The organism is Pseudomonas panipatensis, from assembly GCF_900099785.1.
In the GTDB taxonomy this organism is placed as follows: Bacteria; Pseudomonadota; Gammaproteobacteria; order Pseudomonadales; family Pseudomonadaceae; genus Pseudomonas; species Pseudomonas panipatensis.
The window spans coordinates 26,060-49,651 of sequence record NZ_FNDS01000018.1; the positions used below are offsets into that span (position 1 = coordinate 26,060).

The window sequence follows — 23,592 nt, forward strand, 5'->3', positions numbered from 1 at the left end:
GCATGGAGGTATTCCGCGATGTCACGTCCTTCGCAATCCTGGCTGAACCGCTGCCTGACCCCCAAGGTCGAGTTGCCGGTCCGCCTGGTGTGGTCCGCCAGCGCCATCTGCTGGCTGCTGGTATTCGGCCTCTGGGCCCTGCTTTCCTACGGTGGGCTGGTGCCCGCGATGTTCCTGCCCAGCCCCGGCGCGGTGCTCGAAGCCGCGGTGCGCCTGACGCGCGACGGCACCCTCGGCACCCATGTGCTGGCCAGTGTCGAAGTGGTGATGATCGGCTTCATCGTCTCCTCGGTGGTGGCCGTGCCCCTGGGCCTGCTGATGGGCAGCTTCCGCATCGTCCAGGCGTTCATCGAGCCGCTGGTCAACTTCATCCGCTACCTGCCGGTGACCTCCTTCGTGCCGCTGTTCATCCTGTGGATCGGCATCGGCCTGGAGCAGCGGGTGACGGTGATCATCTTCGGCGTGTTCTTCCAGCAACTGGTGATGATCGCCGACGTTTCGCGCGGCGTCGCCAAGGACCTGGTCAACGCCTCCTACACCCTCGGCTGCAACCGCCGCGACGTGGTCCTGCACGTGCTCGGCCCGGCCTCGCTGCCCGGCGTGCTCGATACCCTGCGGGTGACCATGGGCTGGGCCTGGACCTACCTGGTGGTGGCCGAGCTGGTCGCCGCGAGCAGCGGCCTGGGCTACATCAGCCTGAAGGCCATGCGTGGTTTCCAGGTCGACGTGATCTTCCTGGCCATCGCCATCATCGGCCTGCTCGGGCTGATCACCGACCAACTGTTCCGCATCATTCGACTGAAGGTGGCGTCATGGGCGCAGTAGCAGCGATGCAACGCAACGACGCGGCGCAGGCCGCACCGGGGGCGCAACCGGCGCGGCTGCGCGTGGAAGAGGTCAGCCTGCGCTACCGCACCCCCGAGGGGGGCACCTTCAGCGCGCTGGAGAAGGTCTCCTTCGAGGTGCCGGACCAGCAGTTCGCGGTGATCGTCGGCCCGTCCGGCTGCGGCAAGTCGAGCCTGCTCTACCTCACCGCCGGCCTCGCCGAGCCCACCGAGGGCGACATCTACGTCGGCGGCCAGCGCGTCGAGGGGCCCGGCGCCGACCGTGGCATGGTGTTCCAGAGCTACACCCTGTTCCCCTGGCTGACGGTGCGCGAGAACATCGAGTTCGGCCTCAAGCGCCGTGGCCTGCCGGCCGCCGAGCGCCGCGAGATAGTCGATTACTACCTCGACGAAGTCGGCCTGGCGCGCTTCGCCGGGAATTATCCGAAGCAGCTCTCCGGCGGCATGATGCAGCGCGTGGCCATCGCCCGCGCGCTGGCCAACGACCCACAGATCCTGCTGATGGACGAACCCTTCGGCGCCCTCGACAGCCAGACCCGCATGCAGATGCAAAAGCTGCTGCTGCGCGTCTGGGACCACAGCAAGAAGACCGTGGTGTTCGTCACCCACGACATCGACGAAGCCATCCTGCTCGGTGACCGTGTCTACGTCATGGGCGCCCGGCCGGGGCGGATCAAACGCATCCTCGACGTGCCGATCGAACGCCCGCGCTCGCTGGACATGGTCATGGACCGCGGCTTCATCGACATGAAGCGCGAGATCCTCGGCCTGCTCCACGACGACCTCGAAGAGGCGCATTGATGGCCCCCATCTCCCACGCCAAGCGGTAATCAGCATGTCTCTCTCCGACCCAAGCTACGACTTCATCATCGTCGGCGCCGGTTCCGCCGGCTGCGTCCTGGCCAACCGCCTGAGCGCCGACCCGTCTGTGCGCGTGTGCCTGATCGAGGCCGGCGGCAGCGATGCCAGCCCGCGCATCCAGACCCCGGCCGGCACCATCACCCTGTACAAGAGCCGCCGCTATAGCTGGAACTTCTTCTCGGCGCCGCAGAAGCGTCTCAACAACCGCTCGCTGCACTGCCCGCGCGGCAAGGCACTGGGCGGTTCCAGCTCGATGAACAGCATGATCTACATCCGTGGCCACGCGTCCGACTATGACCGCTGGGCCGCGGCCGGCTGCCCCGGCTGGGGCTGGCAGGACGTGCTACCGTTCTTCAGGAAATCCGAGCGCAACCTGCTCGGCCAGGACCCGGCCCTGCACGGCACCCTCGGCGAACTGGTGGTGGACCGCCCGCGCGATCCCAACCCGCTGTCGGCGCTGTTCGTCAAAGCCGCGGTGGGCATGGGCCTGCGCCGTAACGACGACTTCAACGGCCGCGAGCTGGAAGGCGTGGGCATCTACAACGTCACCCAGAAAGACGCCAAGCGCCTGAGCAGCTACCGCGCCTTCGTCGCTCCGCTGCGGCGGCCGAACCTCAGCGTGCTGACCGACTGCCGGGTGCGTCGCCTGCGCCTCGACGGCCAGCGCGTCAGCGGCCTGGAACTGGAGCAGGGCGGCCAGCCGCGCGTGCTGCAGGCGCGCCGCGAGGTGCTGCTGTGCGCCGGGGCCCTCGGCTCGCCGCAGATTCTCCTGGCCTCCGGCATCGGCCCGCGCGCCGAACTGGAAGCCGCCGGCATCGTCGTGCGTCACGACCTGCCCGGGGTCGGCAAGAACCTCCAGGACCACCTCGACGGCCTGGTCACGGTGCGCTCGCCGAGCCCGCTGAGTCTGGGCTTCTCCCTCGGCTCGCTGCCCAGCGTGCTGCTGTCGCCGTTCAAGTACCTGCTGCAGAAAAAAGGCTGGCTGACCACCAATTACGTCGAGGCCGGCGGCTTCGCCCGCACCCCGCTGAGCGACGGCCTGCCCGACGTGCAGTTCCACTTCGTGCCGGGCTACCGCAGCCACCGGGGGCGCCTGTTCGAGTGGGGCCACGGCTATGCCATCCACACCTGCGTGCTGCGCCCGAAGAGCATCGGCGAACTGCGCGTGAAGCCGGGCGGCGACATCGAGATCGACTACAACTTCCTCGCCGATGAGGAAGACGGCCGGGTGTTGCTGGAAGGCATCAAGCTGGCGCGCAAGATCCTCGCCCAGCCGGAGTTCGACGCCCTGCGCGGCGCCGAGATGCTGCCCGGGCCGCAGGTGCAGAGCGACGAACAATTGCTGGCGCACCTGCGCGACTACGCCGCCACCGTGTTCCATCCGGTGGGCACCTGCAAGATGGGCACCGACCCGCTGGCGGTGGTCGATCCACGGCTGAAAGTCCACGGCCTGGAGGGGCTGCGCGTGGTCGATGCGTCGATCATGCCGACCCTGGTCAGCGGCAACACCAACGCGCCCTGCATCATGATCGGCGAAAAGGCCGCGGCGCTGATTCTCGCCGAGCGCTTCGCCGGCGCGCCGCGCGAGGCCGCAGTTCCGGCGTAGGATCGGTGGAGCTTGCGCTACCCATGCGGCTCACGGCGATGGGTAGCGCTGCGCGCCACGCCATCCTGCGGGCGTTCCGCCATCGGATGCTCAGAGGCCCAGCTCGGAGAGCGACGGATGTTCGTCCGGGCGGCGGCCCAGCGGCCAGTGGAACAACCGTTGGTCTTCGCGGATCGGCAGGTCGTTGATGCTGGCGTGGCGCTCGACCATCAGGCCGTTGTCGTCGAAGGCCCAGTTCTCGTTGCCGTAGGAGCGGAACCAGTTGCCCGAGTCGTCGTGCCACTCGTAAGCGAAGCGCACGGCGATGCGCGAGCCGTCGAAGGCCCAGAGTTCCTTGATCAGCCGGTAATCCAGTTCGCGGCGCCACTTGCCGGTGAGGAATTCGACGATTTCGGCGCGACCGCGGATGAAGGTCGCACGGTTGCGCCAGCGGCTGTCGGCGCTGTAGGCCAGCGACACCCGTTGCGGGTCGCGGCTGTTCCAGCCGTCCTCGGCGGCGCGGACCTTCTGCATCGCGCTGTCGCGGGTGAAGGGAGGGAGTGGGGGGCGGACTTCGCTCATGACAGGGCTCCTGCGACGCGGGTGATGACGTTGCGGCCATGTTGCGCCGCGAACGCCTGTGGATAAACGACATCGATCCCACGGATATTGCCAAGCCGCGCTTCGCCTCCCCGTAGGATGGTGTGGAGCGTAGCGATACCCATCGATGGGTATCGCTGTGCGCCTCCCTTGCTACGAGGAGCGACCTACGTCGCCACTTTCGGCAGCGCCGCGCGATCCTGGCTCGGACACAGGCCGAACCGCGCGCGGTAGCTGCGCGACAGGTAGGAGGGCGATTCGAAGCCGCAGGCCAGGCCCACTTCCAGCACGCTCATGTCGGTCTGCCGCAGCAACTGGCGGGCCTTGTCCAGGCGCAGGCCGAGGTAGAAGTTCGACGGCGTGTCGTGCAGGTACAGGCGGAACAGGCGCTCCAGTTGGCGGCGCGTGACCTGGATGCCCTCGGCCAGCTCCAGGGTGCTCAGGGGCGGTTCGGTGTGCCGTTCCATCGCCCCGAGCACCTGCACCAGCTTCTTGTTGGTCACCCCGTAGCGGCTGGCCAGTTGCAGGCGTTGGTGGTCCTGGCGGGTGCGGATGCGCCCGACCACGAACTGTTCGGAAACCTGCACCGCCAGCGCCGGGCCATGGGCGCGGGCGATCAGGTCGAGCATCAGGTCGATCGACGCGGTGCCACCGGCCGAGGTGATGCGCGGCCCGTCGATCTCGAACAGCTCCTGGGTCGCCTGCAACTGTGGATAACTCTCGCGGAAAGCGTCCAGCGCTTCCCAGTGCAGGGTGCAGCGCCGGCGTTCGAGCAGGCCCGCTTCGGCGAGCACGAAACTGCCGGTGTCGATGCCGCCCAGGGTCACGCCTTCGCGATCCAGCCAGCGCAGCCAGTGCAACAGCGCCGGGGTGCAGGCGCGCAAGGGGTCGAAGCCGGCGACGACGAACAGCGTGTCGCCTTTCTTCAGCGCCTCCAGGGCGCCGTCGGCGTTCATCGACATGCCGTTGCTGGCCAGCACCGGCCCGCCGTCCGGGCTCAGCAGGTGCCAGCGGTAAAGCTCGCCGCGGAAGCGGTTGGCGACCCGCAGCGGCTCCACGGCGGAGACGAACCCCATCACGGAAAAACCGGGCAGCAGGAGGAACCAGTAGTCGTGGGACATGGCGTCATCCGGGCGATTCGGGCGGGCATCCCACGGCATAGAACATTTGTCCGGCGCTGGCAATCGGGGAGGTCGCTACTGTGCAAGAGCTGGTCGCCAGGGTGCGATTTTTCCCCCCGCCGGCTGCGTAACTTGGATTCCAGCCACCGCCGGGCGGGGCGCATGACACAACAACGATAACCATTGCCGCAAAGGCCTTGAGGGAGACGTCATGAAGCGATTGATCAAAGCGGTGGGCTGCGCCGCGCTCGTACTCGCCAGCCAGGCGCCGTGGGCCGCCGAACAGGCCGCCTGCCAGAACGTGCGCATGGGCGTGGTGGCCTGGACCGACGTGGTCGCCACCAGCGCCATGGGCGAGGTGCTGCTGGAGAGCCTGGGCTACAGCGTCAAACAGACCAACGCCGTGCAACAGATCATCTTCGCCGGCATCCGCGATAACCGCCTGGACGTGTTCCTCGGCTACTGGAAGCCGGCGATGGACAAGAACATCGCGCCCTTCCTCGACGCCAAGCAGGTCAAGGTGCTGGAGCAGCCGAGCCTGGCCGACGCCCAGGCCACCCTGGCGGTGCCCGACTATGTCTACCAGGGCGGCCTGAAGACCTTTGCCGACATCGCCCGGTTCAAGGACAAGCTCGACGGCAAGATCTACGGCATCGAGCCGGGCACCGGCGCCAACACGGCGATCAAGGGCATGATCGACAAGGACCAGTTCGGCCTGAAGGGCTTCCAGTTGGTGGAGTCCGGCGAGGCCGGCATGCTCGCCGCGGTGTCGCGCGCGGCCAAGCGTAACGAGTGGGTGGTCTTCGTCGGCTGGAAGCCGCACCCGATGAACATCAACATGAAGATGGACTACCTCAGCGGCAGCCAGGACGTGTTCGGGCCCAACGAGGGCCAGGCGACCGTCTCGGTGGTCACCGCGCCGGACTACGCGCAGCGCTGCCCGAACGTCAGCCGCCTGCTCGGCAACCTGACCTTCACCTCCGCCCAGGAAAGCCAGCTGATGGTGCCGATCATGGCGCGCAAGGAGCCGAAAGACGTAGCCCGCCAGTGGCTCAAGGACCACCCCGAAGACCTCAAGCGCTGGCTCGACGGCGTGACCACCTTCGACGGCAAGCCCGCCGACGCCGCGGCCATCGCCGCCCTCAACTGACTCGACCGATCCCCGCTGCGCGGCACTGGCCGCGCACGGCCCCCGCACGCCTGAAAGAAGGACCCGTACCGTGAACTACGAAGTCATTGTCACCTGCGCGGTGACCGGCGCCGGCGACACCGTCGGCAAGCACCCGGCCATCCCGGTCAGCCCCAGGGAAATCGCCGCCGCCGCCATCGAGGCGGCCAAGGCCGGCGCCACCGTCGCCCACTGCCATGTGCGCGATCCGCGGACCGGCAAGCCGAGCCGCGACGTGGCGCTGTACCGCGAAGTGGTGGAACGCATCCGCGAGAGCGACACCGATGTGATCATCAACCTCACCGCCGGCATGGGCGGCGACCTGGAGATCGGCAAGGGCGAACAGCCGCTGGAGTTCGGCATGGGCACCGACCTGGTCGGCCCGTTGGAGCGCCTGGCCCACGTCGAGGCGCTGCTGCCGGAAATCTGCACCCTGGACTGCGGCACGCTGAACTTCGGCGACGGCGACTTCATCTACGTCTCCACCCCGGCGCAGTTGCGGGCCGGCGCCAGGCGCATCACCGAGCTGGGGGTGAAGGCCGAGCTGGAAATCTTCGACACCGGCCACCTCTGGTTCGCCAAGCAGATGCTCAAGGAAGGCCTGCTGGACGACCCGCTGTTCCAGATCTGCCTGGGCATCCCGTGGGGCGCGCCGGCAGACACCACCAGCATGAAGGCGATGGCCGACAACCTGCCGCCGGGCTGCACCTGGGCCGGCTTCGGCATCGGCCGCATGCAGATGCCGATGGTCGCCCAGGCCATGCTGCTGGGCGGCAACGTGCGCGTCGGCCTGGAAGACAACATCTGGCTGGACAAGGGCGTGCACGCGAGCAACGGGCAACTGGTCGAGCGCGCCGTGGAGATCATCGAACGTCTCGGCGGCCGTGTCCTGAGCCCGGCCGAAGGGCGCAAGAAGATGAACCTCAAGGCGCGCACCTGAACCATCAGCCTGCCCATTACGCCGTGGCTTGGGGGCAGCGCAGCGATCCGCGACCGCTGGCGCCAAGCCGGGCCATCGCTTTTCCCTAGGAGTCGTCATGCCTTACATCACCGAAATCAAGACCTTCGCCGCCCTTGGCAGCGGCGTCATCGGCAGCGGCTGGGTGGCCCGCGCCCTGGCCCACGGCCTCGACGTGGTGGCCTGGGACCCGGCGCCGGGCGCCGAGGCCGCCTTGCGCGCGCGCATCGCCAACGCCTGGCCGGCGCTGGAGAAGCAGGGCCTGGCGCCCGGCGCTTCGGCAGATCGCCTGCGCGTCGTCTCCACTATCGAAGAATGCGTGGGCGCTGCCGATTTCATCCAGGAAAGCGCCCCCGAGCGCCTCGACCTCAAGCTCGACCTGCACGCGAAGATCAGCGCCGCGGCCAAGCCCGACGCCCTGATCGGCTCCAGCACCTCGGGCCTGCTGCCCAGCGAGTTCTACGCCGACGCGGTGCGCCCCGAGCGCTGCGTGGTCGGCCACCCGTTCAACCCGGTGTACCTGCTGCCGCTGGTGGAAGTGGTCGGCGGCGCGAAGACCGACCCGGCGGCGGTCGAGGCCGCCATGCAGGTCTACCGCGCGCTGGGCATGCGCCCGCTGCACGTGCGCAAGGAAGTTCCCGGCTTCATCGCCGACCGCCTGCTCGAAGCGCTTTGGCGAGAGGCGCTGCACCTGGTCAACGACGGCGTCGCCAGCACCGGCGAGATCGACGATGCGATCCGCTTCGGCGCCGGCCTGCGCTGGTCGTTCATGGGCACCTTCCTGACCTATACCCTGGCTGGCGGCAACGCCGGCATGCGCCACTTCATGGCGCAGTTCGGGCCGGCCCTGCAGTTGCCCTGGACCTACCTGCCGGCGCCGCCGCTCACCGAGGAACTGATCGACAAGGTGGTCGAAGGCACCGCCGAACAGCAGGGCACGCGCAGCATCGCCGAGCTGGAACGCTACCGCGACGACTGCCTGCTGGCGGTGCTCGGCGCGATCAAGCAGAGCAAGGCCCGCCACGGCTTCGCCTTCGCCGACTAACCTCGATCCATCCGCCCCTCCGGACGGCCCTCTCTCCCTGCCGGGGGCGGGCTGGGGAGAGGGGCTCTTCGGAATGACCGCCATGCCCGCCCTGAAAACCTACGAGACACCGATCCTCCCCGAGTGGGTCGACTACAACGGCCACCTGCGCGATGCCTTCTACCTGCTGATCTTCAGCTACGCCACCGATGCCCTGATGGACTGCCTGGGCCTGGACAGCGCCGGCCGCGAAGCCAGCGGCCACTCGTTGTTCACCCTGGAGGCGCACCTGAACTTCCTCCACGAAGTGAAGCAGGGCGCCGTGGTGGAAGTGCGCACGCAACTGCTCGCCCACGACCGCAAGCGCCTGCACATCCACCACGCGCTGTACCGGCCCGGCGAGGACCAGCCGCTGGCCGCCAGCGAGCAGATGCTGCTGCACGTGAGCCTCGACGGCCCGCGCTCGGCGCCCTTCGACGGGGTGCTGCTGGCGCGCGTGCAGGCCCTGGCCGAAGCCCATCGCGGGCTGCCACGGCCCGAGCACGTCGGCCGCGTCATCGGTCTACCGGGGTGAGCGTGGCGCGCGAATACCCGCTGTCGGCCGGCATGCGTGCCTTCGTCGCGGCAACGCGCGCCTTCGCCTGTGCCGATCCCGCGCCGGCCGCCCAGCGCAGCGCCTATGCGCGGATGGCGGCGGCCTTCACCCCGCCGCGCCCGCCTGGCCTGCAGGTACGCGACCTGAGCCTGTCCGGCTGCGCGCCCCTGCGCCGCTATCGACCGCCGTGCGCCCGGCCCGCCGCCGGCTGGCCGGCGATCCTGTTCCTGCATGGCGGCGGCTGGATGCTCGGCGGCCTGGACTCCCACGACTTCCTCTGCGCCGAACTGGCCGCGCGCCTCGGCGTGCTGGTGCTGGCGCTGGACTATCGGTTGGCGCCGGAACAGCCGTTCCCCGCCGCTCTGGAGGACAGCCTGGCGGCCTGGCGCGCGCTGCGTGACGGGGCGCTCGACGAGCCGATCGATGCGACCCGCCTGGCGGTGCTCGGCGACAGCGCCGGTGGCAACCTGGCCGCCGCCCTGTGCCTGGCCCTGCGCGACGCCGCCGAGGCGCAGCCGTGCCTGCAGGCGCTGATCTACCCGGCGCTGGGCGATGCGCCGACGGCCTCGCGGCAGGACTGCGCCGACGCGCCGCTGCTGTCGACGGCCGACCTGCAGGCCTGCCTCGACGCCTACCTGCCGCGCCGGGAACAACGCCATCGGCCGCTGGCGCTGCCGTTGCGTGCCGCCGAGCTGGCGGGGCTGGCGCCGGCCTTCATCGCCGTCGCCGAATGCGATCCGCTGCGCGACGACGGCCTGCACTATGCCGAACGCCTGCGCAGCGCACGGGTGGCGGTGGACTACTTCGCCGGCGAGGGACTGGTGCATGGCTGCCTGCGCGCCCGCCAGTTGCCCGAGGTGGAGCGCCTCTACGCGGCGCTGTTCGAAGCGCTTGGCCGGCATCTGCGCTGAACGCCGGCCGGCGTATCCGCGCGGTCTGCCTTTGCGATAGGCAAAAAAATCCCCCGGCACGCCCGACGCGTGACAGGGGAGAAAGCGAGCCTGTGGCCCTCAGTGTGTCATGCACCTGCTTCGGTCTTCACCGCAGCGGTATGCCTCCAGTGTGGCTGCTCCGGCAGTACCCGGTATGCCGAAAGCGACCTGCACATGCCTGCGCCGGACACCTCGTCGCCCGGGCGCTTGCACCGGCCCGGCGCTGTTCCGAGAATCGAATCAGCCACCCAAATGGAGGATTCCGCGATGATGCACGCCGACCTGATCGACCAGGACGATTTCCGCGAGCGCCTGCAGGCGCTGGGCTTCGCCGTGCCGCCGGACGTTTCCGCGGAGCAGGCCTGTGAATATGCCGTGCGCGCCCTGACCCCGGAGCGCTCGCGCGCCCTGCGCCGGCTGGTGGAAGAGATGCTCGGCGGCACCGCCACCCTGCTGCCGGCGGTGCGCGAGGCGATTTCCCGGCATCTGCTGCCGGCGCTGGTGCCGAGGCCATGACGAGATTGCCGCGCGGCGCCTGACGGCAACGCTGTGCTCGCCGGCGCGGCGCTGCTGGCCCGGCGTGCCAGCATGGCCGCAACCGCCCTTCGACGGCTAAGCTCAGCGAACACGCCTGCCACAAGGATTCGCGCGAGCGCATGTCGTACTCCTCCTACATCGCCCATTTGCTGGTGGTCATCCAGGTCCTCGGGGTGATCGCCGCGGTGCACGCGGTATTCACCGTGCGCACCGCCCAGGGCGCTATCGCCTGGGCCACTTCGCTGGTGTTCATGCCGCTGCTGACGCTGCTGCCCTACCTGGTGTTCGGCCGTGGCCGCTTCGATGCCTACATCGGCGCGCGGCGCCAGGCCAACGCAGAAATGCATACCGCCGCCGCCGAACTCGACTGGCGGCCCTGGGTCGAGGAAGCCCTGGCGGCGCGCCAGTACCACAGCTACAAGGCGCTGCGGGCGTTGGCCGAGCTGGCGCGCATGCCGACCCTGGCGAACAACCAGGTGCGCCTGCTGATCAACGGCCAGGCCAGCTTCGAGGCGATCTTCGAGGCCATCGCCGAGGCGCAGCGGGTGCTCCTGGTGCAGTTCTTCATCATCCGCGATGACGCCCTCGGCCAGCGCCTGGCGCAACTGCTGCTGGAGCGCGCGGCCAACGGCGTGGAAGTCTTCCTGCTCTACGACGCCATCGGCAGCCATGGCCTGCCCGGACGCTACGTCGAGCATTTGCGCGCCGGTGGCGTGCAGGTGCAGGCCTTCAGCACCGGTCGCGGAACCCTCAACCGCTTCCAGCTGAACTTCCGCAACCATCGCAAGATCGTGGTCGCGGACGGCGTGCGCGGCTTCGTCGGCGGGCACAACGTCGGCGTCGAATACCTCGGCGAGAAGCCCCCGCTGGCGCCCTGGCGCGACACCCACGTGGAGCTGCGCGGGCCGGCGGTGGCCTGCCTGCAGGAGTGCTTCGCCGAGGACTGGTTCTGGGCCACCCGCGCGCTGCCGACGCTGCTGCTGCCCAGCGCCTACGCCAGCGAAGGGATGCTCTGCCAGGTGGTCGCCAGCGGTCCGGCGGACAAGCAGGAAACCTGCTCGCTGTTCTTCGTCGAGGCGATCAACTCGGCGACCGAACGCATCTGGATCACCACGCCGTATTTCATCCCCGACGAAGCCGTCAGCGCGGCGCTGCGCCTGGCCGTGTTGCGCGGGGTGGACGTGCGCATCCTGCTGCCGTCGCGGCCGGACCACCGGACCGTCTACGCCGCCTCCAGCCTCTACGCCCAGGACGCGGTGCGCGTCGGCGTGCGGGTATTCCGCTACCAGCCGGGGTTCCTGCACCAGAAGGTGGTGCTGGTCGACCGCGACAGCGCCGCGGTGGGCAGCGCCAACCTGGACAACCGCTCGTTCCGCTTGAACTTCGAGATCATGCTGGTCACCGTCGACGAAGGCTTCGCCGCCGAGGTGGAAAGCATGCTCCTGGCCGACTTCGACAACGCCGTGGAAATGGGCCCGGAACACAGCAGCCGCCTGCAGCAACTGGGCATGCGCGTGGCGCGGCTGGTGTCACCGATTCTGTAAGGCGCGTCCGCCGCGGCAAGAAAAACGCCCGGCTCACTCGCGTGAACCGGGCGTTTTGCCAGGCGTGGGCTTATCAGGCCGGCGCCGAGCTGCGGATCAGGTGGTCGAAGGCCGAGAGCGAGGCCTTGGCGCCTTCGCCGACCGCGATGACGATCTGCTTGTACGGCACCGTGGTCACGTCACCGGCGGCGAACACGCCCGGCAGCGACGTCTCGCCCCGCGCATCGACGATGATCTCGCCGCGCGGGGTCAGCTCCAGGGTGCCCTTGAGCCATTCGCTGTTCGGCAGCAAGCCGATCTGCACGAAGATGCCTTCCAGTTCGACGGTCTTCAGCGCCTCGCTGTTGCGATCCTTGTAGACCAGGCCGGTGACTTTCTGCCCGTCGCCCTTCACTTCGGTGGTCTGGGCGCTGCTGATCACCTCGACGTTGGGCAGGCTGAACAGCTTGCGTTGCAGCACGGCGTCGGCGCGCAGCTTGCTGTCGAACTCCAGCAGGGTCACGTGGGCGACGATGCCGGCCAGGTCGATGGCCGCCTCGACGCCGGAGTTGCCACCGCCGATCACCGCCACGCGCTTGCCCTTGAACAGCGGGCCGTCGCAGTGCGGGCAGAAGCACACGCCCTTGGCCTTGTACTCCTTCTCGCCGGGCACGCCCATTTCACGCCAGCGCGCGCCGGTGGCGAGGATCACGGTCTTGGCCTTGAGGCTGGCGCCGCTCTCGAAGGTCACTTCGTGCAGCTCGCCGGCATGCTTCGCCGGGATCAGCGCGCTGGCGCGCTGCAGGTTCATGATGTCGACCTCGTACTGCCTGACGTGCTCTTCGAGCGCGCGGGCCAGTTTCGGACCTTCGGTTTCTTGCACCGAGATGAAGTTCTCGATGGCCATGGTGTCCAGCACCTGGCCGCCGAAGCGCTCGGCGGCGACGCCGGTGCGGATGCCCTTGCGCGCGGCATAGATGGCCGCCGACGCGCCGGCCGGGCCACCGCCGACCACGAGCACGTCGAAGGCGTCCTTGCCGCTCATCTTCTCGGCGTCGCGGGCGGCGGCGCCGGTATCGATCTTGGCGAGGATTTCTTCCACGCCCATGCGGCCCTGGCCGAACACCTCACCGTTCAGGTAGATGCTCGGCACCGACATGATCTGGCGCCGCTCGACTTCATCCTGGAACAGCGCGCCGTCGATGGCGACGTGGCGGATGTTCGGGTTGAGCACGGCCATCAGGTTCAGCGCCTGGACCACGTCCGGGCAGTTCTGGCAGGACAGCGAGAAGTAGGTTTCGAACTCGAATCGGCCCTGGATGCCCTTGACCTGCTCGATCACCTCCGCCGCCAGTTTCGACGGGTGGCCGCCGACCTGCAGCAGAGCCAGCACCAGCGAGGTGAATTCGTGGCCCATGGGGATACCGGCGAAACGCAGGCCGATGTCCGCGCCCGGGCGGTTCAGCGAGAAGGACGGCTTGCGCGCATCGTTGCCGTCTTCGCGCAGGCTGATCTTGTCGGTCAGGCCGACGATGTCGTGGAGCAGCGCGCTCAGCTCGCGGGATTTGTCGCTGTCATCGAGGGACGCGACTATCTCGAACGGCTGGGTGACCTTTTCCAGGTAGGCCTTCAACTGGGTTTTAAGATTGGCGTCCAACATGATTCAACTCCTGCGAAATTCAGGCAAAAAGGGGCCCCGGCGAGCGAAATCGCCCACCCTACCGCATGCTTTTGGCTACGTCGGGAGAGGGGGCCGGTAGACCCCCTTGGGGTACTGCGTCAAACGGGTTGGGAAGTGTCCTGAGCAAGCGCTCAGGCAGGGGTGCGACCAGGCGCGGGCGCGAAGTTCACGAGCGCTGAATGACCCGCCCGCGCCTGCTTGCAACGCAGCGTCAGCGCTGCGCAACGGCTTCCCGGCCGTTCCTTAGATCTTGCCGACCAGGTCCAGCGACGGAGCCAGGGTGGCGGCGCCTTCCTTCCACTTGGCCGGGCAGACTTCACCCGGGTGGGCGGCGGTGTACTGGGCAGCCTTCAGCTTGCGCAGGGTCTCGGAAACGTCGCGGGCGATCTCGTTGGAGTGGATCTCGACGGTCTTGATCACGCCTTCCGGGTTGATCACGAAGGTGCCGCGCAGGGCCAGGCCTTCTTCCGGGATGTGCACGCCGAAGGCGTTGGTCAGTTGGTGGGTCGGGTCGCCGATCAGCGGGAACTGAGCCTTGCCCACGGCCGGGGAGGTTTCGTGCCAGACCTTGTGCGAGAAGTGGGTGTCGGTGGTGACGATGTACACCTCGGCGCCGGCTTCACGGAACTCGGCGTAGTTGTTGGCGGCGTCTTCGATCTCGGTCGGGCAGTTGAAGGTGAAGGCGGCCGGCATGAAGATCAGCACCGACCACTTGCCCTTCAGGGACTGCTCGGTCACTTCGATGAACTTGCCGTTGTGGAAAGCGTTGACCTTGAACGGTTGGACTTGGGTATTGATCAGGGACATTTGGCGATTCCTCGTAGAGTGAGTGTTGCTCGAAGGTCGGTTTGAAATTCGACGAGGTGAAGGTTATGCGCGGACGCTGGAAATGCCTCATTGATTAAAGGCATCGCAAGTATTTGCTTTCTCTATCGGAAGATTAATAAAAGGAAGATCCTCGCTATCGACGGCGAGGCGCTCCCCTGCTGGCGAGCTTGCCCGCCCCGCGCTACCGATGCGTGACAGCGCCGCTCAATGTCCGGCCTTCCACGGCTGTCCCAGCGATACCGGGGCGAACAGCCGGGTGCGCGCGCCATCGCGGGAAAGCAGCACCAGCACGACGATGGTCGCCAGGTAGGGCAGCATCGCCAGCAGGTTGGCCGGGATGCTCACGCCGACGCCCTGGGCCACCAGGTGGAGGATGCTGGCCAGGCCGAACAGCCAGGCGCCGAGCAGCACGCGGAACACCCGCCAACTGGCGAACACCACCAGCGCCAGGGCGATCCAGCCGCGTCCGGCGCTCATGTTTTCCGCCCACATCGGCGTGTAGGCCAGTGACAGGTAGCCGCCCGCCAGGCCCGCCATGGCGCCGCCGAAGAGCACCGCCAGGGTGCGCACGCGCAGCACCGGCAGGCCCATGGCGCTGGCCGCGTCGGGGTTCTCGCCGACCGCCTGGACGATCAGGCCGATGCGGCTCTTCAACAGCACCCAGGCGACCAGGGCGAAGAGCGCGAAGGACAGGTAGACCAGCAGGTCCTGAGCGAACAGCATGCGCCCCACCAGGGGCAGCCCGGCGAGCAGCGGGATGGCCTGCGGCGCGAAGCCTTGCAGCGGCTTGCCGACCCAGGCCGCGCCGACGAAGGACGACAGGCCGACGCCGAAGATGGTCAGGGCCAGGCCGCAGGCCACCTGGTTGGCGTTCAGGCCCAGCGCCACGCCGGCGAACAGCGCCGCCAGGAGCATCCCGGCGAGCACCGCGAAGAGCACGCCCAGCCACAGGCTGCCGGTGCTGAAGGCGACCATGAAGCCGATCACCGCGCCGAACAGCATCATCCCTTCCTGGCCGAGGTTGAGCACCCCGGACTTCTCGCACACCAGCTCGCCCACGGCCACCAGCAGCAGCGGGGTGCCGGTGCGGACCATGGCGAACAACACATTACTCAGCAGATCGATGTCCATTGGCATTCCTCGGGGCGCTCAGGCCAGGGCGTCGCGCACCGCCGCGCGGCGCGTCCAGTTCAGCGCCAGGCGCGGCTTGTAGAGAATCAGTACGTCGCAGGCGAGGAGGAAGAACAGCATCATCCCCTGGAACAGCCCGGTCAGCGCCAGCGGCAGGTTGAGGCTCATCTGCGCGGTCTCGCCGCCCAGGTAGAGCAGCGCCATCAGCAGGCTGGCGAAGAGGATGCCGATGGGGTTGAGGCGGCCAAGGAAGGCCACGGTGATGGCCGCGTAGCCATAGCCCGGCGACACCTGCGGCACCAGTTGGCCGATCGGCCCGCTGACTTCGCAGACCCCGGCCAGCCCGGCCAGCGCCCCGGAGAGCAGCAGCGCCAGCCAGACCAGGCGTTTTTCGCTGAAGCCGACGAAGCCGGCGGCGCGGCGGTCGAGGCCGAGGACCTTGATCTGGAAGCCGACGAAGCTGCGTTGCACCAGGACCCAGACCGCCACCAGGGCGAACAGGGCGAAGAGCGCGCCGAGGTGCATGCGGCTGCCGTCGAACAGCGCCGGCAGGTGGGCGGAATCGGCGAACATCGCCGATTGCGGGAAGTTGAAGCCCTGTGGGTCCTTCAGCGGGCCGTGCACGCAGAACAGCAAGAGGTTCAGCGCGATGTAGTTGAGCATGATGCTGGTGAGGATCTCATTGGCGTTGAAGCGCGTGCGCAGCCAGGCCACCAGGCCGGCCCAGGCGGCGCCGGCGCCGATCCCGGCGAGCAGCACCCAGACCAGCGCCCAGCGGCTTTGCCAGTCGAGCAATTGCAGGGCCACGGCGCTGCCGGCCAGCGCGCCGATCAGCAGTTGGCCTTCGGCGCCGATGTTCCACAGGCGCGCCTGGTAGGCCAGCGCCAGGCCGAGGGCGCAGAGCAGGATGGGCGTGGCCTTGACCAGCAGCTCGCCGACCCCGTACCAGTCCTGCAGCGGTTCGATCAACAGGGTATGCAGGGTCGCCAGCGGCGGGTGGCCGAGGCCGGCGAACAAGGCCGAGCCGCAGAGCAGGGTGAGTAGCCCGGCGAGCAACGGCGAGAGCAGGAGCATGGCGCGCGATTGCTGGCCGCGCGGTTCGAGGGAAAGCAGCATCGGTACGGTTCCTTTACGCGGCGGCGTCGAACTGCCCGGCCATCCAGCGGCCGACGGCGAGGGCGTCGGTGCTGGCGGTGGGCGCCAGGGGCGACAGCCGGCCGCCGCAGAGGGCGCCGATGCGGTCGCTGATCTGGAACAGCTCGTCGAGGTCTTCGGAGATCACCAGGATGGCCGCGCCGGCGTCGCGCAGGGCGATCAGCGCCCTGTGGATCACCGCGGCGGCGCCGACGTCGACGCCCCAGGTCGGGTGCGCGGCGATCAGCAGGCGCGGGTTCTGCAGGATCTCGCGGCCGAGGATGAACTTCTGCAGGTTGCCGCCGGACAGGCTGCGCGCGGCGGCCTGCGCGTCCGGGGTCTTGACCGCGAAGCGCTGGATGATCGCCGTGGCGAAGCCCAGCACCTGGCGGCGGTCCACCAGGCCATGGCGCACCAGGCCGCGCTGGAAGCCGGTGAGCAGGGCGTTGTCGGCCAGGCTCAGTTCCGGCACCGCGCCATGGCCGAGGCGTTCGGCCGGGACGAACGCCTGGCCGCGCGCGCGGCGGGCGTCCGGCGGCAGATGGCCGACCGCGTCGCCGGCGAGGCGGATGCAATCGGCCTGGCGGCGCGGCAGGCGCTGCTCGCCGCTGAGCAGGGCAAGCAGTTCGTCCTGGCCGTTGCCGGCGACCCCGGCGATGCCGACGATCTCGCCGCCGCGCACCTCCAGGTCGAGGCCGGCGAAGGACACGCCGAACGGATCGGCGCTGCGCCAGTGCAGCCCGGCGACACGCAGCAGCGCTTCGCCGCCGCTGGCCTTCGGGTACTGCGCGGCCAGCCCTTCGGCGTTGCCGACCATCAGCCGCGCCAATTCCAGGTCGCTGCATTGCGCCGGTACGCAAGCGCCGGACACCCGCCCGCCGCGCAGCACGGTGGCGCCTTGGCACAGCGCGCGCACCTCGCCGAGCTTGTGGCTGATGAAGAGGATGCTGCAGCCCTCGGCCGCCAGCCGGCGGAGCACGGCGAAGAGTTCCTCGGCCTCCTGCGGGGTGAGCACCGAGGTCGGCTCGTCGAGGATCAGCAGGCGGATGTCCTGCATCAGGCAACGGACGATTTCCACCCGCTGGCGCTCGCCGATCGACAGGCTGTGCACCAGGCGTTCGGGTTCCAGCGGCATGCCGTAGCGCCGCGAAACCTCGCGGATGCGCGGCGCCAGTTGCTTCGGCGTACCGGCGCCGGCGCCCAGGGCCAGGGCGATGTTCTCCGCCACGCTCAGGGTGTCGAACAGCGAGAAGTGCTGGAAGACCATGCCGATGCCCAGCGCGCGGGCTTGCGCCGGGTCCTTCACGGTCACCGCGCGGCCGTCCCAGAACAGCTCGCCGCTGTCCGGGCGGGTCACGCCGTAGATGATCTTCATCAGGGTGCTCTTGCCGGCGCCGTTCTCGCCGAGCAGCGCGTGGATTTCGCCGGGCTGGATGCTCAGGTCGACGCGGTCGTTGGCCAGGCAGCCGGGGTAGCGCTTGCTGATGGCGCGCAGCTCCAGGCGGGGCGGAAGGGGTGTGGGCATGGGCGGGACTCGGTCAGGGATTCAGCAGTGGCGAGGGTCGAAGCAAATTCCTGGCCAGCTGGTCAAAAAACGCCGCAAGCCTATGCTTTGCTTATGCAGCCGGCCTCGCCGGCTGGCAGAGTTCGTGCATTACCTGACCAGGTGGACAGCTTTGGCGCGGTGTCTGGACGGCTCATCGACGAGCGTCGCCGCCGCGCCGCAACGAGGTACGCGCATGATCCAGTTCCTGCTCGACGACGAACTGCGGCAGGCCGACGGCCTGGCACCGGAAACGAGCCTGCTCGATTACCTGCGCACCCGACTGGGGCGCACCGGGACCAAGGAGGGCTGCGCCTCCGGCGATTGCGGCGCCTGCACCGTGGTGCTCGCCGAACCGGCCGGCGACGGCCTGCGCTATCGCGCCATCAACGCCTGCATCACGCCGCTCGCCGCGCTGCACGGGCGCCAGTTGCTGAGCGTGGAGCACCTCGCCGAGGGCGCCGTCCTGCACCCAGTGCAGCAGGCCATGGTCGATTGCCATGGCGCGCAGTGCGGCTTCTGCACGCCGGGCATCGTCATGTCGCTGTTCGCCTGGCGCCACGCCGAGGGCGCGCATGACCGCGACACGGCGCTGAGCGCGCTGTCCGGCAACCTCTGCCGCTGCACCGGCTACCGGCCGATCCTCGATGCCGCCGCGCGCATCGCCGCGCAACCCGGCGCCGATCGCTTCGCCGCCGCGGCGCGCGAAACTGCCGCGCGCCTGCGCGCGATCGCCCCTGCGGGCGAATTGCATGACGGCGCGCAGCACGCCTTCCTGCCAACCTCTGTGGATGAACTGGACGCCCTGTTGAAAAACTATCCACAGGCGCGCCTGGTGGCCGGCGGCACCGACCTGCAACTGGAGGCGACCCAGGCCCTGAAGAGCTTCCCGCAGTTGATCCACCTGGAGCGCGTGGCCGAGCTGCTGCGCCTGGAAGAGCACCCCGACTTCCTGCTGATCGGCGCCGCGCGGCCCTATGTCGATTGCGCCGCGGCCTTGTCCGAATTCCCCGGCGTGGCGGCCTTGCTGGAACGTCTCGGCTCGTTGCAGATCCGCCAGCGCGGCACGCTCGGCGGCAACATCGCCAATGCCTCGCCGATCGGCGACATGCCGCCCGTGCTGCTGGCGCTGGACGCCCGCTTGCGCCTGCGGCGCGCCGGGGCGCTGCGCGAGGTGCCGCTCGACGGCTTCTTCAGCGGCTACCGGCAAAGCATCCTGCAGCCTGGCGAATACATCGAAGGGATACTTATCCCCAGGCTGCGGCCGCACCAGCTATTCCGTGTGGACAAGATATCCAAACGCCACGACGACGATATTTCCGCCCTGTGCATGGCCCTGCGCCTGGACTTCGACGAGAGCGGCCGGGTAGGCGAGGCACGGCTGGCCTGCGGCGGCATGGCGGCTACGCCGCTACGCGGCCGCAAGACCGAGGCGGCGCTGCGCGCGCGGCCATTCGATGGTGCCGCCGTGGCTGCCGCACAAGCTGCGCTGGCTGAGGACTTCCAGCCCATCGACGACCTCCGCGCGAGCGCCGCCTATCGCCTGAAGGTGGCGCAGAATCTCCTGCAGCGTGCATTACTGGAAGCGAAGCAAACCGACCGCGAGGTACGCCATGCGTAGCCTGCCGCCCGTGGCCGCGAACGGCGTCGCGGTCGATAGCCACAGCGCCGGCCAGCCGCGTCCCCACGACAGCGCCGAACTGCACGTCAGCGGTGCCGCGCGTTACGTCGACGATATCCAGGCGCCGGCCGACCTGCTGCACGCCGCCGTCGGCCTGAGCGACATCGCTTGCGGCGCCATCCGCCGACTCGATCTCGACGCCGTGCGCGCCGCCCCCGGCGTGGTCGCGCTGTTGACCCTGGACGAAATACCCGGACAGACCGACGTCGGTCCGGTATTCCCCGGTGACCCGCTGCTCGCCGGCGAGCGGGTGAAGTACCACGGCCAGGCGCTCTTCGCGGTCGCCGCGCAGAGCCTGTTGCAGGCGCGCCGCGCGGTGCGCCTGGCGAAGGTCGAGTACCTCGAAGAGCCGCCGCTGCTCGATCCGTTGCGGGCCAAGGCCGAACAGCGCTTCGTCCGTCCGCCGCATCACATGCAGCGCGGCGCCGCTGTGGATAAGTCCCTGGCGGCCGCGCCCCATGTGCTGGAGGCGCGGCAGTACGTCGGCGGCCAGGAGCATTTCTACCTCGAAGGGCAGGTGTCCATGGCGCTGCCCTGCGACGATGGCGGCATGCTGGTGTACAGCTCCAGCCAGCATCCGGGCGAGGTGCAGAAGCTGGTCGCCGAGGTGCTGGGCCTGCCGCTGGCCAAGGTCACCGTGGAAGTGCGGCGCATGGGCGGCGGTTTCGGTGGCAAGGAAACCCAGGCCGCGCCCTTCGCCTGCCTGGCCGCGTTGCTGGCCTGGAAGACCGGGCGCGCGGTGAAGCTGCGCTTGCCGCGCGGCGACGACATGCGCCTGACCGGCAAGCGCCATCCGTTCCACAACCACTACCGCGTCGGCTTCGACGACGACGGCCGGCTGCTCGCCGCGCAACTGGAGGTCATCGGTGATTGCGGGCACTCGCCGGACCTCTCCGACGCCATCGTCGATCGCGCCATGTTCCATGCCGATAACGCCTATTTCATTCCTGATGTGGCGATTTCCGGCTATCGCAGTATCACCAACCTGGCCTCCAACACGGCCTTCCGAGGCTTCGGCGGGCCGCAGGGCATGATGCTGATCGAGCGCGCCATGGACGATATCGCCCGGGCTGTGGATAAGGACCCGCTGGATGTGCGCAAGCTCAACCTCTACGGCGGCAGCGGGCGCGACCTGACGCCCTATCGGCAGAAGGTCGAGCACAATCTGCTCGGCGACTTGATCGAGCGCCTGGAACGCAGCAGCGACTACCGCGCCCGGCGCCAGGCGATCCGCGCCTTCAATGCCGCCAGCCCGGTGCTGAAGAAGGGCCTGGCGCTGACCCCGGTGAAGTTCGGCATTTCCTTCACCGCCCAGCACCTGAACCAGGCCGGCGCGCTGATCCACCTGTACACCGACGGCAGCATCCAGCTGAACCACGGCGGCACCGAGATGGGCCAGGGCCTGAATATCAAGGTGGCGCAGATCGTCGCCGAGGAATTCCAGGTGCCGCTGGAGCGCGTGACGATCACCGCCACGCGCACCGACAAGGTGCCCAACGCCTCGCCCACCGCCGCCTCCAGCGGCACCGACCTGAACGGCATGGCCGCCCGCGACGCGGCGCGCACGCTGAAGCGGCGCCTGGCCGAGTTCCTCGCCGAGCGCGACGGCGTACCCGCCGCCGAGGTGCGTTTCGAGCACGGCAAGGTGTGCGTCGGCGAGCGTCCGCTGGAATTCGCCGAGGTGGTGCAGGCAGCCTATTTCGCGCGGGTGCAACTGTCCGCCACCGGCTTCTACCGCACGCCGAAGATCTACTACGACCGCGACAAGGCCCAGGGCCACCCGTTCTTCTATTTCGCCTACGGCGCGGCGGTCGCCGAAGTGCAGGTGGACAGCCTCAGCGGCGAATACCGCCTGCTGCGCGTGGACATCCTCCACGACGTCGGGCGCAGCCTGAACCCGGCCATCGACATCGGCCAGATCGAGGGCGGCTTCGTCCAGGGCCTGGGCTGGCTGACCAGCGAGGAACTGCGCTGGGACGCCAAGGGCCGGCTGCTCACCACGGGGCCGGCGACCTACAAGATCCCGACGGTCGGCGACGTGCCCGAGGACTTCCGCGTGGCGCTGTTCGAGCGTCCCAACGAGGAGGACAGCGTCTACCTGTCCAAGGCCGTCGGCGAGCCGCCGTTCATGCTCGCGATCTCGGTCTGGTCGGCGCTGCGCGATGCCATTGCCAGCCTTGCCGACTACCGCGTCAGCCCGGCGCTGGATACCCCGGCGACCCCCGAGCGGGTGTTGTGGGCGTGCGAGGCGCTGCGCGCCGTCGCCCCTGTGGATAAACCCAGGCTCCGCGCCAGCGAGCAGGAGCCGCAGTCATGACTCCGGGCTGGATGGACGCCATCGCCCGGCTGCGCGACGGTGCCGAGCCCTATGTGCTGGTCACGGTGATCGGCGTGCAGGGTTCCACCCCGCGCGAGGCCGGCTGCAAGATGCTGGTCACCGGCGACGCCAGCTACGACAGCATCGGCGGCGGCCACCTGGAGCTGGTCGCCATCGAGCACGCGCGGCACCTGCTGCAGGCCGGCGCGGATGCGCAGAGCCTGCAGCATTTCCCCCTCGGTGCGCGTCTCGGCCAGTGCTGTGGCGGCCGCGCCACGCTGCTCTTCGAATGCTTCGCGGTGCGCGGTCCGCGGGTGCTGCTGTTCGGCGCCGGGCATGTCGGCCGTGCGTTGGCGCCGTTGCTCGCCGGGCTGCCGCTGCGCCTGGAATGGGTCGATAGCCGCGCCGGTGAGTTCCCCGCCGAGTTACCCACAGGCGTGCGCGCGCGCCTGCTCGACGATCCGCTGGAGGCGGTGGAAAAGGCCGCGCCGGGCAGTTACTACCTGATCATGACCCACAACCACCCGCTGGATTACGCCCTCGCCGAAGCTGTGCTCAAGCGCGGCGATGCCGGCTTCCTCGGCATGATCGGTTCGCAGACCAAGGCCCGGCGCTTCCAGTTGCGCCTGGAACAGCGCGGCGTCCCGGCCGAGGTCATCGCCACCCTGCACTGCCCCATCGGCCTGCCCGGCGTGCCTGGCAAGCGCCCGCTGGAAGTGGCCATCGCCGTGGCCGCCCAGGTCATCGCGCGCTACCAGCAGGACGCCCCGCCGCGCGCGACCCGCGCCGGCGTCGACTGGCAGGCGCTGTGCAGCGAGACGAGCACGCCGGGCTAGTCCGCCCGTGCCCCTCTTTGTGCGAAATTCCCGACCGATCGGACAACGGTTCTTCAGCCGCTGGCCGATAGCCGGTGGGCCCTGTCATCACGCCTTGCCTCTCCCGCGCCGTGCCACGAGGACAATAAAAACATGCGCTTACGCAGTATCCAGAGCCAACTCATCCTCAGCATGGGCGGCAGCCCTGCTGCTCAGCCTGCTACCTCGGCGGCATCCGCACCGCGCAGCAAGCCTTCAGCGCGCTGATCGCCTCCCAGGCCTCCTGCTGAACATCGACACCGATGTCGGCAGCGGCGAGCTGATCCGCCGTTCGGCGTCGCCCCGGGGCGCTCCCGCGCTAGGTATTTATCCACTGTTGAAAAGCCCATTTCGCTGTCCACAGGCAGGCTGGCGCGCTTGTCGACCGTGGCGCCTGGCGAGCGGCCTTCGCGATCTGTGGATACCTGCCTGCAGCCCAGTCTTTTTGCGGCATTCTGCTCAAATAACGTACACATTTCGCCAGCCGGCGAGGGGGCTCGCCTGGAAAGTTTTCCCCAGAGGATATCCACAGCACTGTCCACCGGCTCTGTGAGCAATTCACCGCTCGCGCTGCCCTGACGCGGGATTTCAGCGGTGTTGAGGCGATGTCGCTGCTACCCCTGGCAAGGCCCTCTCCGGGGTAGTTTTCCACCAGGATATTCACAGCTTGCCAA

Annotated in this window: 20 protein-coding genes; 13 read left to right on the top strand and 7 right to left on the bottom strand. The window is 68.8% G+C overall.

Translation table 11 applies throughout. The annotated features are described in order from the left end of the window. Positions 1-18: 18 nt before the first annotated feature. The 3 genes from BLQ74_RS25955 to BLQ74_RS25965 are packed head-to-tail and all read left to right on the top strand — an operon-like array spanning position 19 to position 3,312. Entirely contained in the window at positions 19-825 is an 807-nt protein-coding gene (locus BLQ74_RS25955; protein WP_090268250.1) for an ABC transporter permease, read from the top strand. Beyond that, the gene (locus BLQ74_RS25960; RefSeq protein ID WP_090268252.1) at positions 813-1,646 is read left to right on the top strand and encodes an ABC transporter ATP-binding protein; all 834 of its coding nucleotides are present in this window, start codon (positions 813-815) and stop codon (positions 1,644-1,646) included. The genes BLQ74_RS25955 and BLQ74_RS25960 overlap by 13 nt, the downstream gene beginning before the upstream one ends. A gap of 34 nt (positions 1,647-1,680) precedes the next feature. Then, entirely contained in the window at positions 1,681-3,312 is a 1,632-nt protein-coding gene (locus BLQ74_RS25965) for a GMC family oxidoreductase (protein WP_090268254.1), read from the top strand. 90 nt (positions 3,313-3,402) lie between these two features. On the opposite strand, the gene BLQ74_RS25970 is transcribed toward BLQ74_RS25965, so the two are convergent. Both BLQ74_RS25970 and BLQ74_RS25975 read right to left on the bottom strand, forming a co-directional pair. Next, on the bottom strand, positions 3,403-3,873 hold the full coding sequence (locus BLQ74_RS25970; protein WP_090268256.1) for a nuclear transport factor 2 family protein: 471 nt from the start codon (positions 3,871-3,873) through the stop codon (positions 3,403-3,405). Between the two features lie 185 nt (positions 3,874-4,058). Further along, positions 4,059-5,012, bottom strand: coding sequence for a GlxA family transcriptional regulator (locus BLQ74_RS25975; RefSeq protein WP_090268258.1), 954 nt, complete (start codon positions 5,010-5,012; stop codon positions 4,059-4,061). A 211-nt stretch (positions 5,013-5,223) separates the two neighbouring features. On the opposite strand from BLQ74_RS25975, the gene choX reads away from it, so the two are divergent. From choX to cls, 7 genes are all read left to right on the top strand, one after another. Beyond that, on the top strand, positions 5,224-6,162 hold the full coding sequence (gene choX, locus BLQ74_RS25980) for a choline ABC transporter substrate-binding protein (protein ID WP_090268260.1): 939 nt from the start codon (positions 5,224-5,226) through the stop codon (positions 6,160-6,162). A 70-nt stretch (positions 6,163-6,232) separates the two neighbouring features. Continuing rightward, positions 6,233-7,120, top strand: coding sequence for a 3-dehydrocarnitine:acetyl-CoA trimethylamine transferase CdhC (gene cdhC, locus BLQ74_RS25985; RefSeq protein ID WP_090268262.1), 888 nt, complete (start codon positions 6,233-6,235; stop codon positions 7,118-7,120). A gap of 97 nt (positions 7,121-7,217) precedes the next feature. Then, on the top strand, positions 7,218-8,183 hold the full coding sequence (locus tag BLQ74_RS25990) for an L-carnitine dehydrogenase (protein WP_090268265.1): 966 nt from the start codon (positions 7,218-7,220) through the stop codon (positions 8,181-8,183). 82 nt (positions 8,184-8,265) lie between these two features. After that, positions 8,266-8,736 carry a thioesterase family protein gene (locus tag BLQ74_RS25995; protein WP_090268330.1) on the top strand — a complete coding sequence of 157 codons (471 nt, stop codon included), beginning with the start codon at positions 8,266-8,268 and terminating at the stop codon, positions 8,734-8,736. A gap of 2 nt (positions 8,737-8,738) precedes the next feature. Beyond that, positions 8,739-9,668: an alpha/beta hydrolase gene (locus tag BLQ74_RS26000; protein WP_090268332.1), complete on the top strand. Its 930-nt coding sequence runs from the start codon at positions 8,739-8,741 to the stop codon at positions 9,666-9,668. Between the two features lie 288 nt (positions 9,669-9,956). Then, complete coding sequence (locus BLQ74_RS26005) at positions 9,957-10,205, top strand: hypothetical protein (RefSeq protein WP_090268268.1); 249 nt, start codon at positions 9,957-9,959, stop codon at positions 10,203-10,205. A gap of 140 nt (positions 10,206-10,345) precedes the next feature. Continuing rightward, positions 10,346-11,770: a cardiolipin synthase gene (gene cls, locus BLQ74_RS26010; RefSeq protein ID WP_090268271.1), complete on the top strand. Its 1,425-nt coding sequence runs from the start codon at positions 10,346-10,348 to the stop codon at positions 11,768-11,770. Between the two features lie 73 nt (positions 11,771-11,843). Here the strand turns inward: cls and ahpF are convergent, their stop codons facing one another. From ahpF to BLQ74_RS26035, 5 genes are all read right to left on the bottom strand, one after another. Continuing rightward, entirely contained in the window at positions 11,844-13,409 is a 1,566-nt protein-coding gene (gene ahpF, locus BLQ74_RS26015; RefSeq protein ID WP_090268273.1) for an alkyl hydroperoxide reductase subunit F, read from the bottom strand. A 264-nt stretch (positions 13,410-13,673) separates the two neighbouring features. Beyond that, a complete protein-coding gene (gene ahpC, locus BLQ74_RS26020) occupies positions 13,674-14,237 on the bottom strand; it encodes an alkyl hydroperoxide reductase subunit C (RefSeq protein WP_090268275.1) in 564 nt (187 codons plus the stop codon). A gap of 225 nt (positions 14,238-14,462) precedes the next feature. Further along, on the bottom strand, positions 14,463-15,389 hold the full coding sequence (locus BLQ74_RS26025; protein WP_090268277.1) for an ABC transporter permease: 927 nt from the start codon (positions 15,387-15,389) through the stop codon (positions 14,463-14,465). Positions 15,390-15,407: 18 nt separating this feature from the next. Next, a complete protein-coding gene (locus BLQ74_RS26030) occupies positions 15,408-16,505 on the bottom strand; it encodes an ABC transporter permease (protein ID WP_090268279.1) in 1,098 nt (365 codons plus the stop codon). Between the two features lie 13 nt (positions 16,506-16,518). Continuing rightward, positions 16,519-18,048 carry an ABC transporter ATP-binding protein gene (locus tag BLQ74_RS26035; RefSeq protein WP_090268280.1) on the bottom strand — a complete coding sequence of 510 codons (1,530 nt, stop codon included), beginning with the start codon at positions 18,046-18,048 and terminating at the stop codon, positions 16,519-16,521. 214 nt (positions 18,049-18,262) lie between these two features. Between BLQ74_RS26035 and xdhA the strand changes: the two genes are divergently transcribed. From xdhA to xdhC, 3 genes are read left to right on the top strand one after another with little or no spacing between them, the layout of a single operon-like run. Further along, positions 18,263-19,687 carry a xanthine dehydrogenase small subunit gene (xdhA, locus tag BLQ74_RS26040; RefSeq protein ID WP_090268282.1) on the top strand — a complete coding sequence of 475 codons (1,425 nt, stop codon included), beginning with the start codon at positions 18,263-18,265 and terminating at the stop codon, positions 19,685-19,687. After that, positions 19,680-22,064: a xanthine dehydrogenase molybdopterin binding subunit gene (gene xdhB / locus BLQ74_RS26045; protein WP_090268284.1), complete on the top strand. Its 2,385-nt coding sequence runs from the start codon at positions 19,680-19,682 to the stop codon at positions 22,062-22,064. Before xdhA ends, xdhB begins: the two co-directional genes overlap by 8 nt. Beyond that, on the top strand, positions 22,061-22,900 hold the full coding sequence (xdhC, locus tag BLQ74_RS26050) for a xanthine dehydrogenase accessory protein XdhC (protein ID WP_090268286.1): 840 nt from the start codon (positions 22,061-22,063) through the stop codon (positions 22,898-22,900). The genes xdhB and xdhC overlap by 4 nt, the downstream gene beginning before the upstream one ends. Positions 22,901-23,592: the final 692 nt, after the last annotated feature.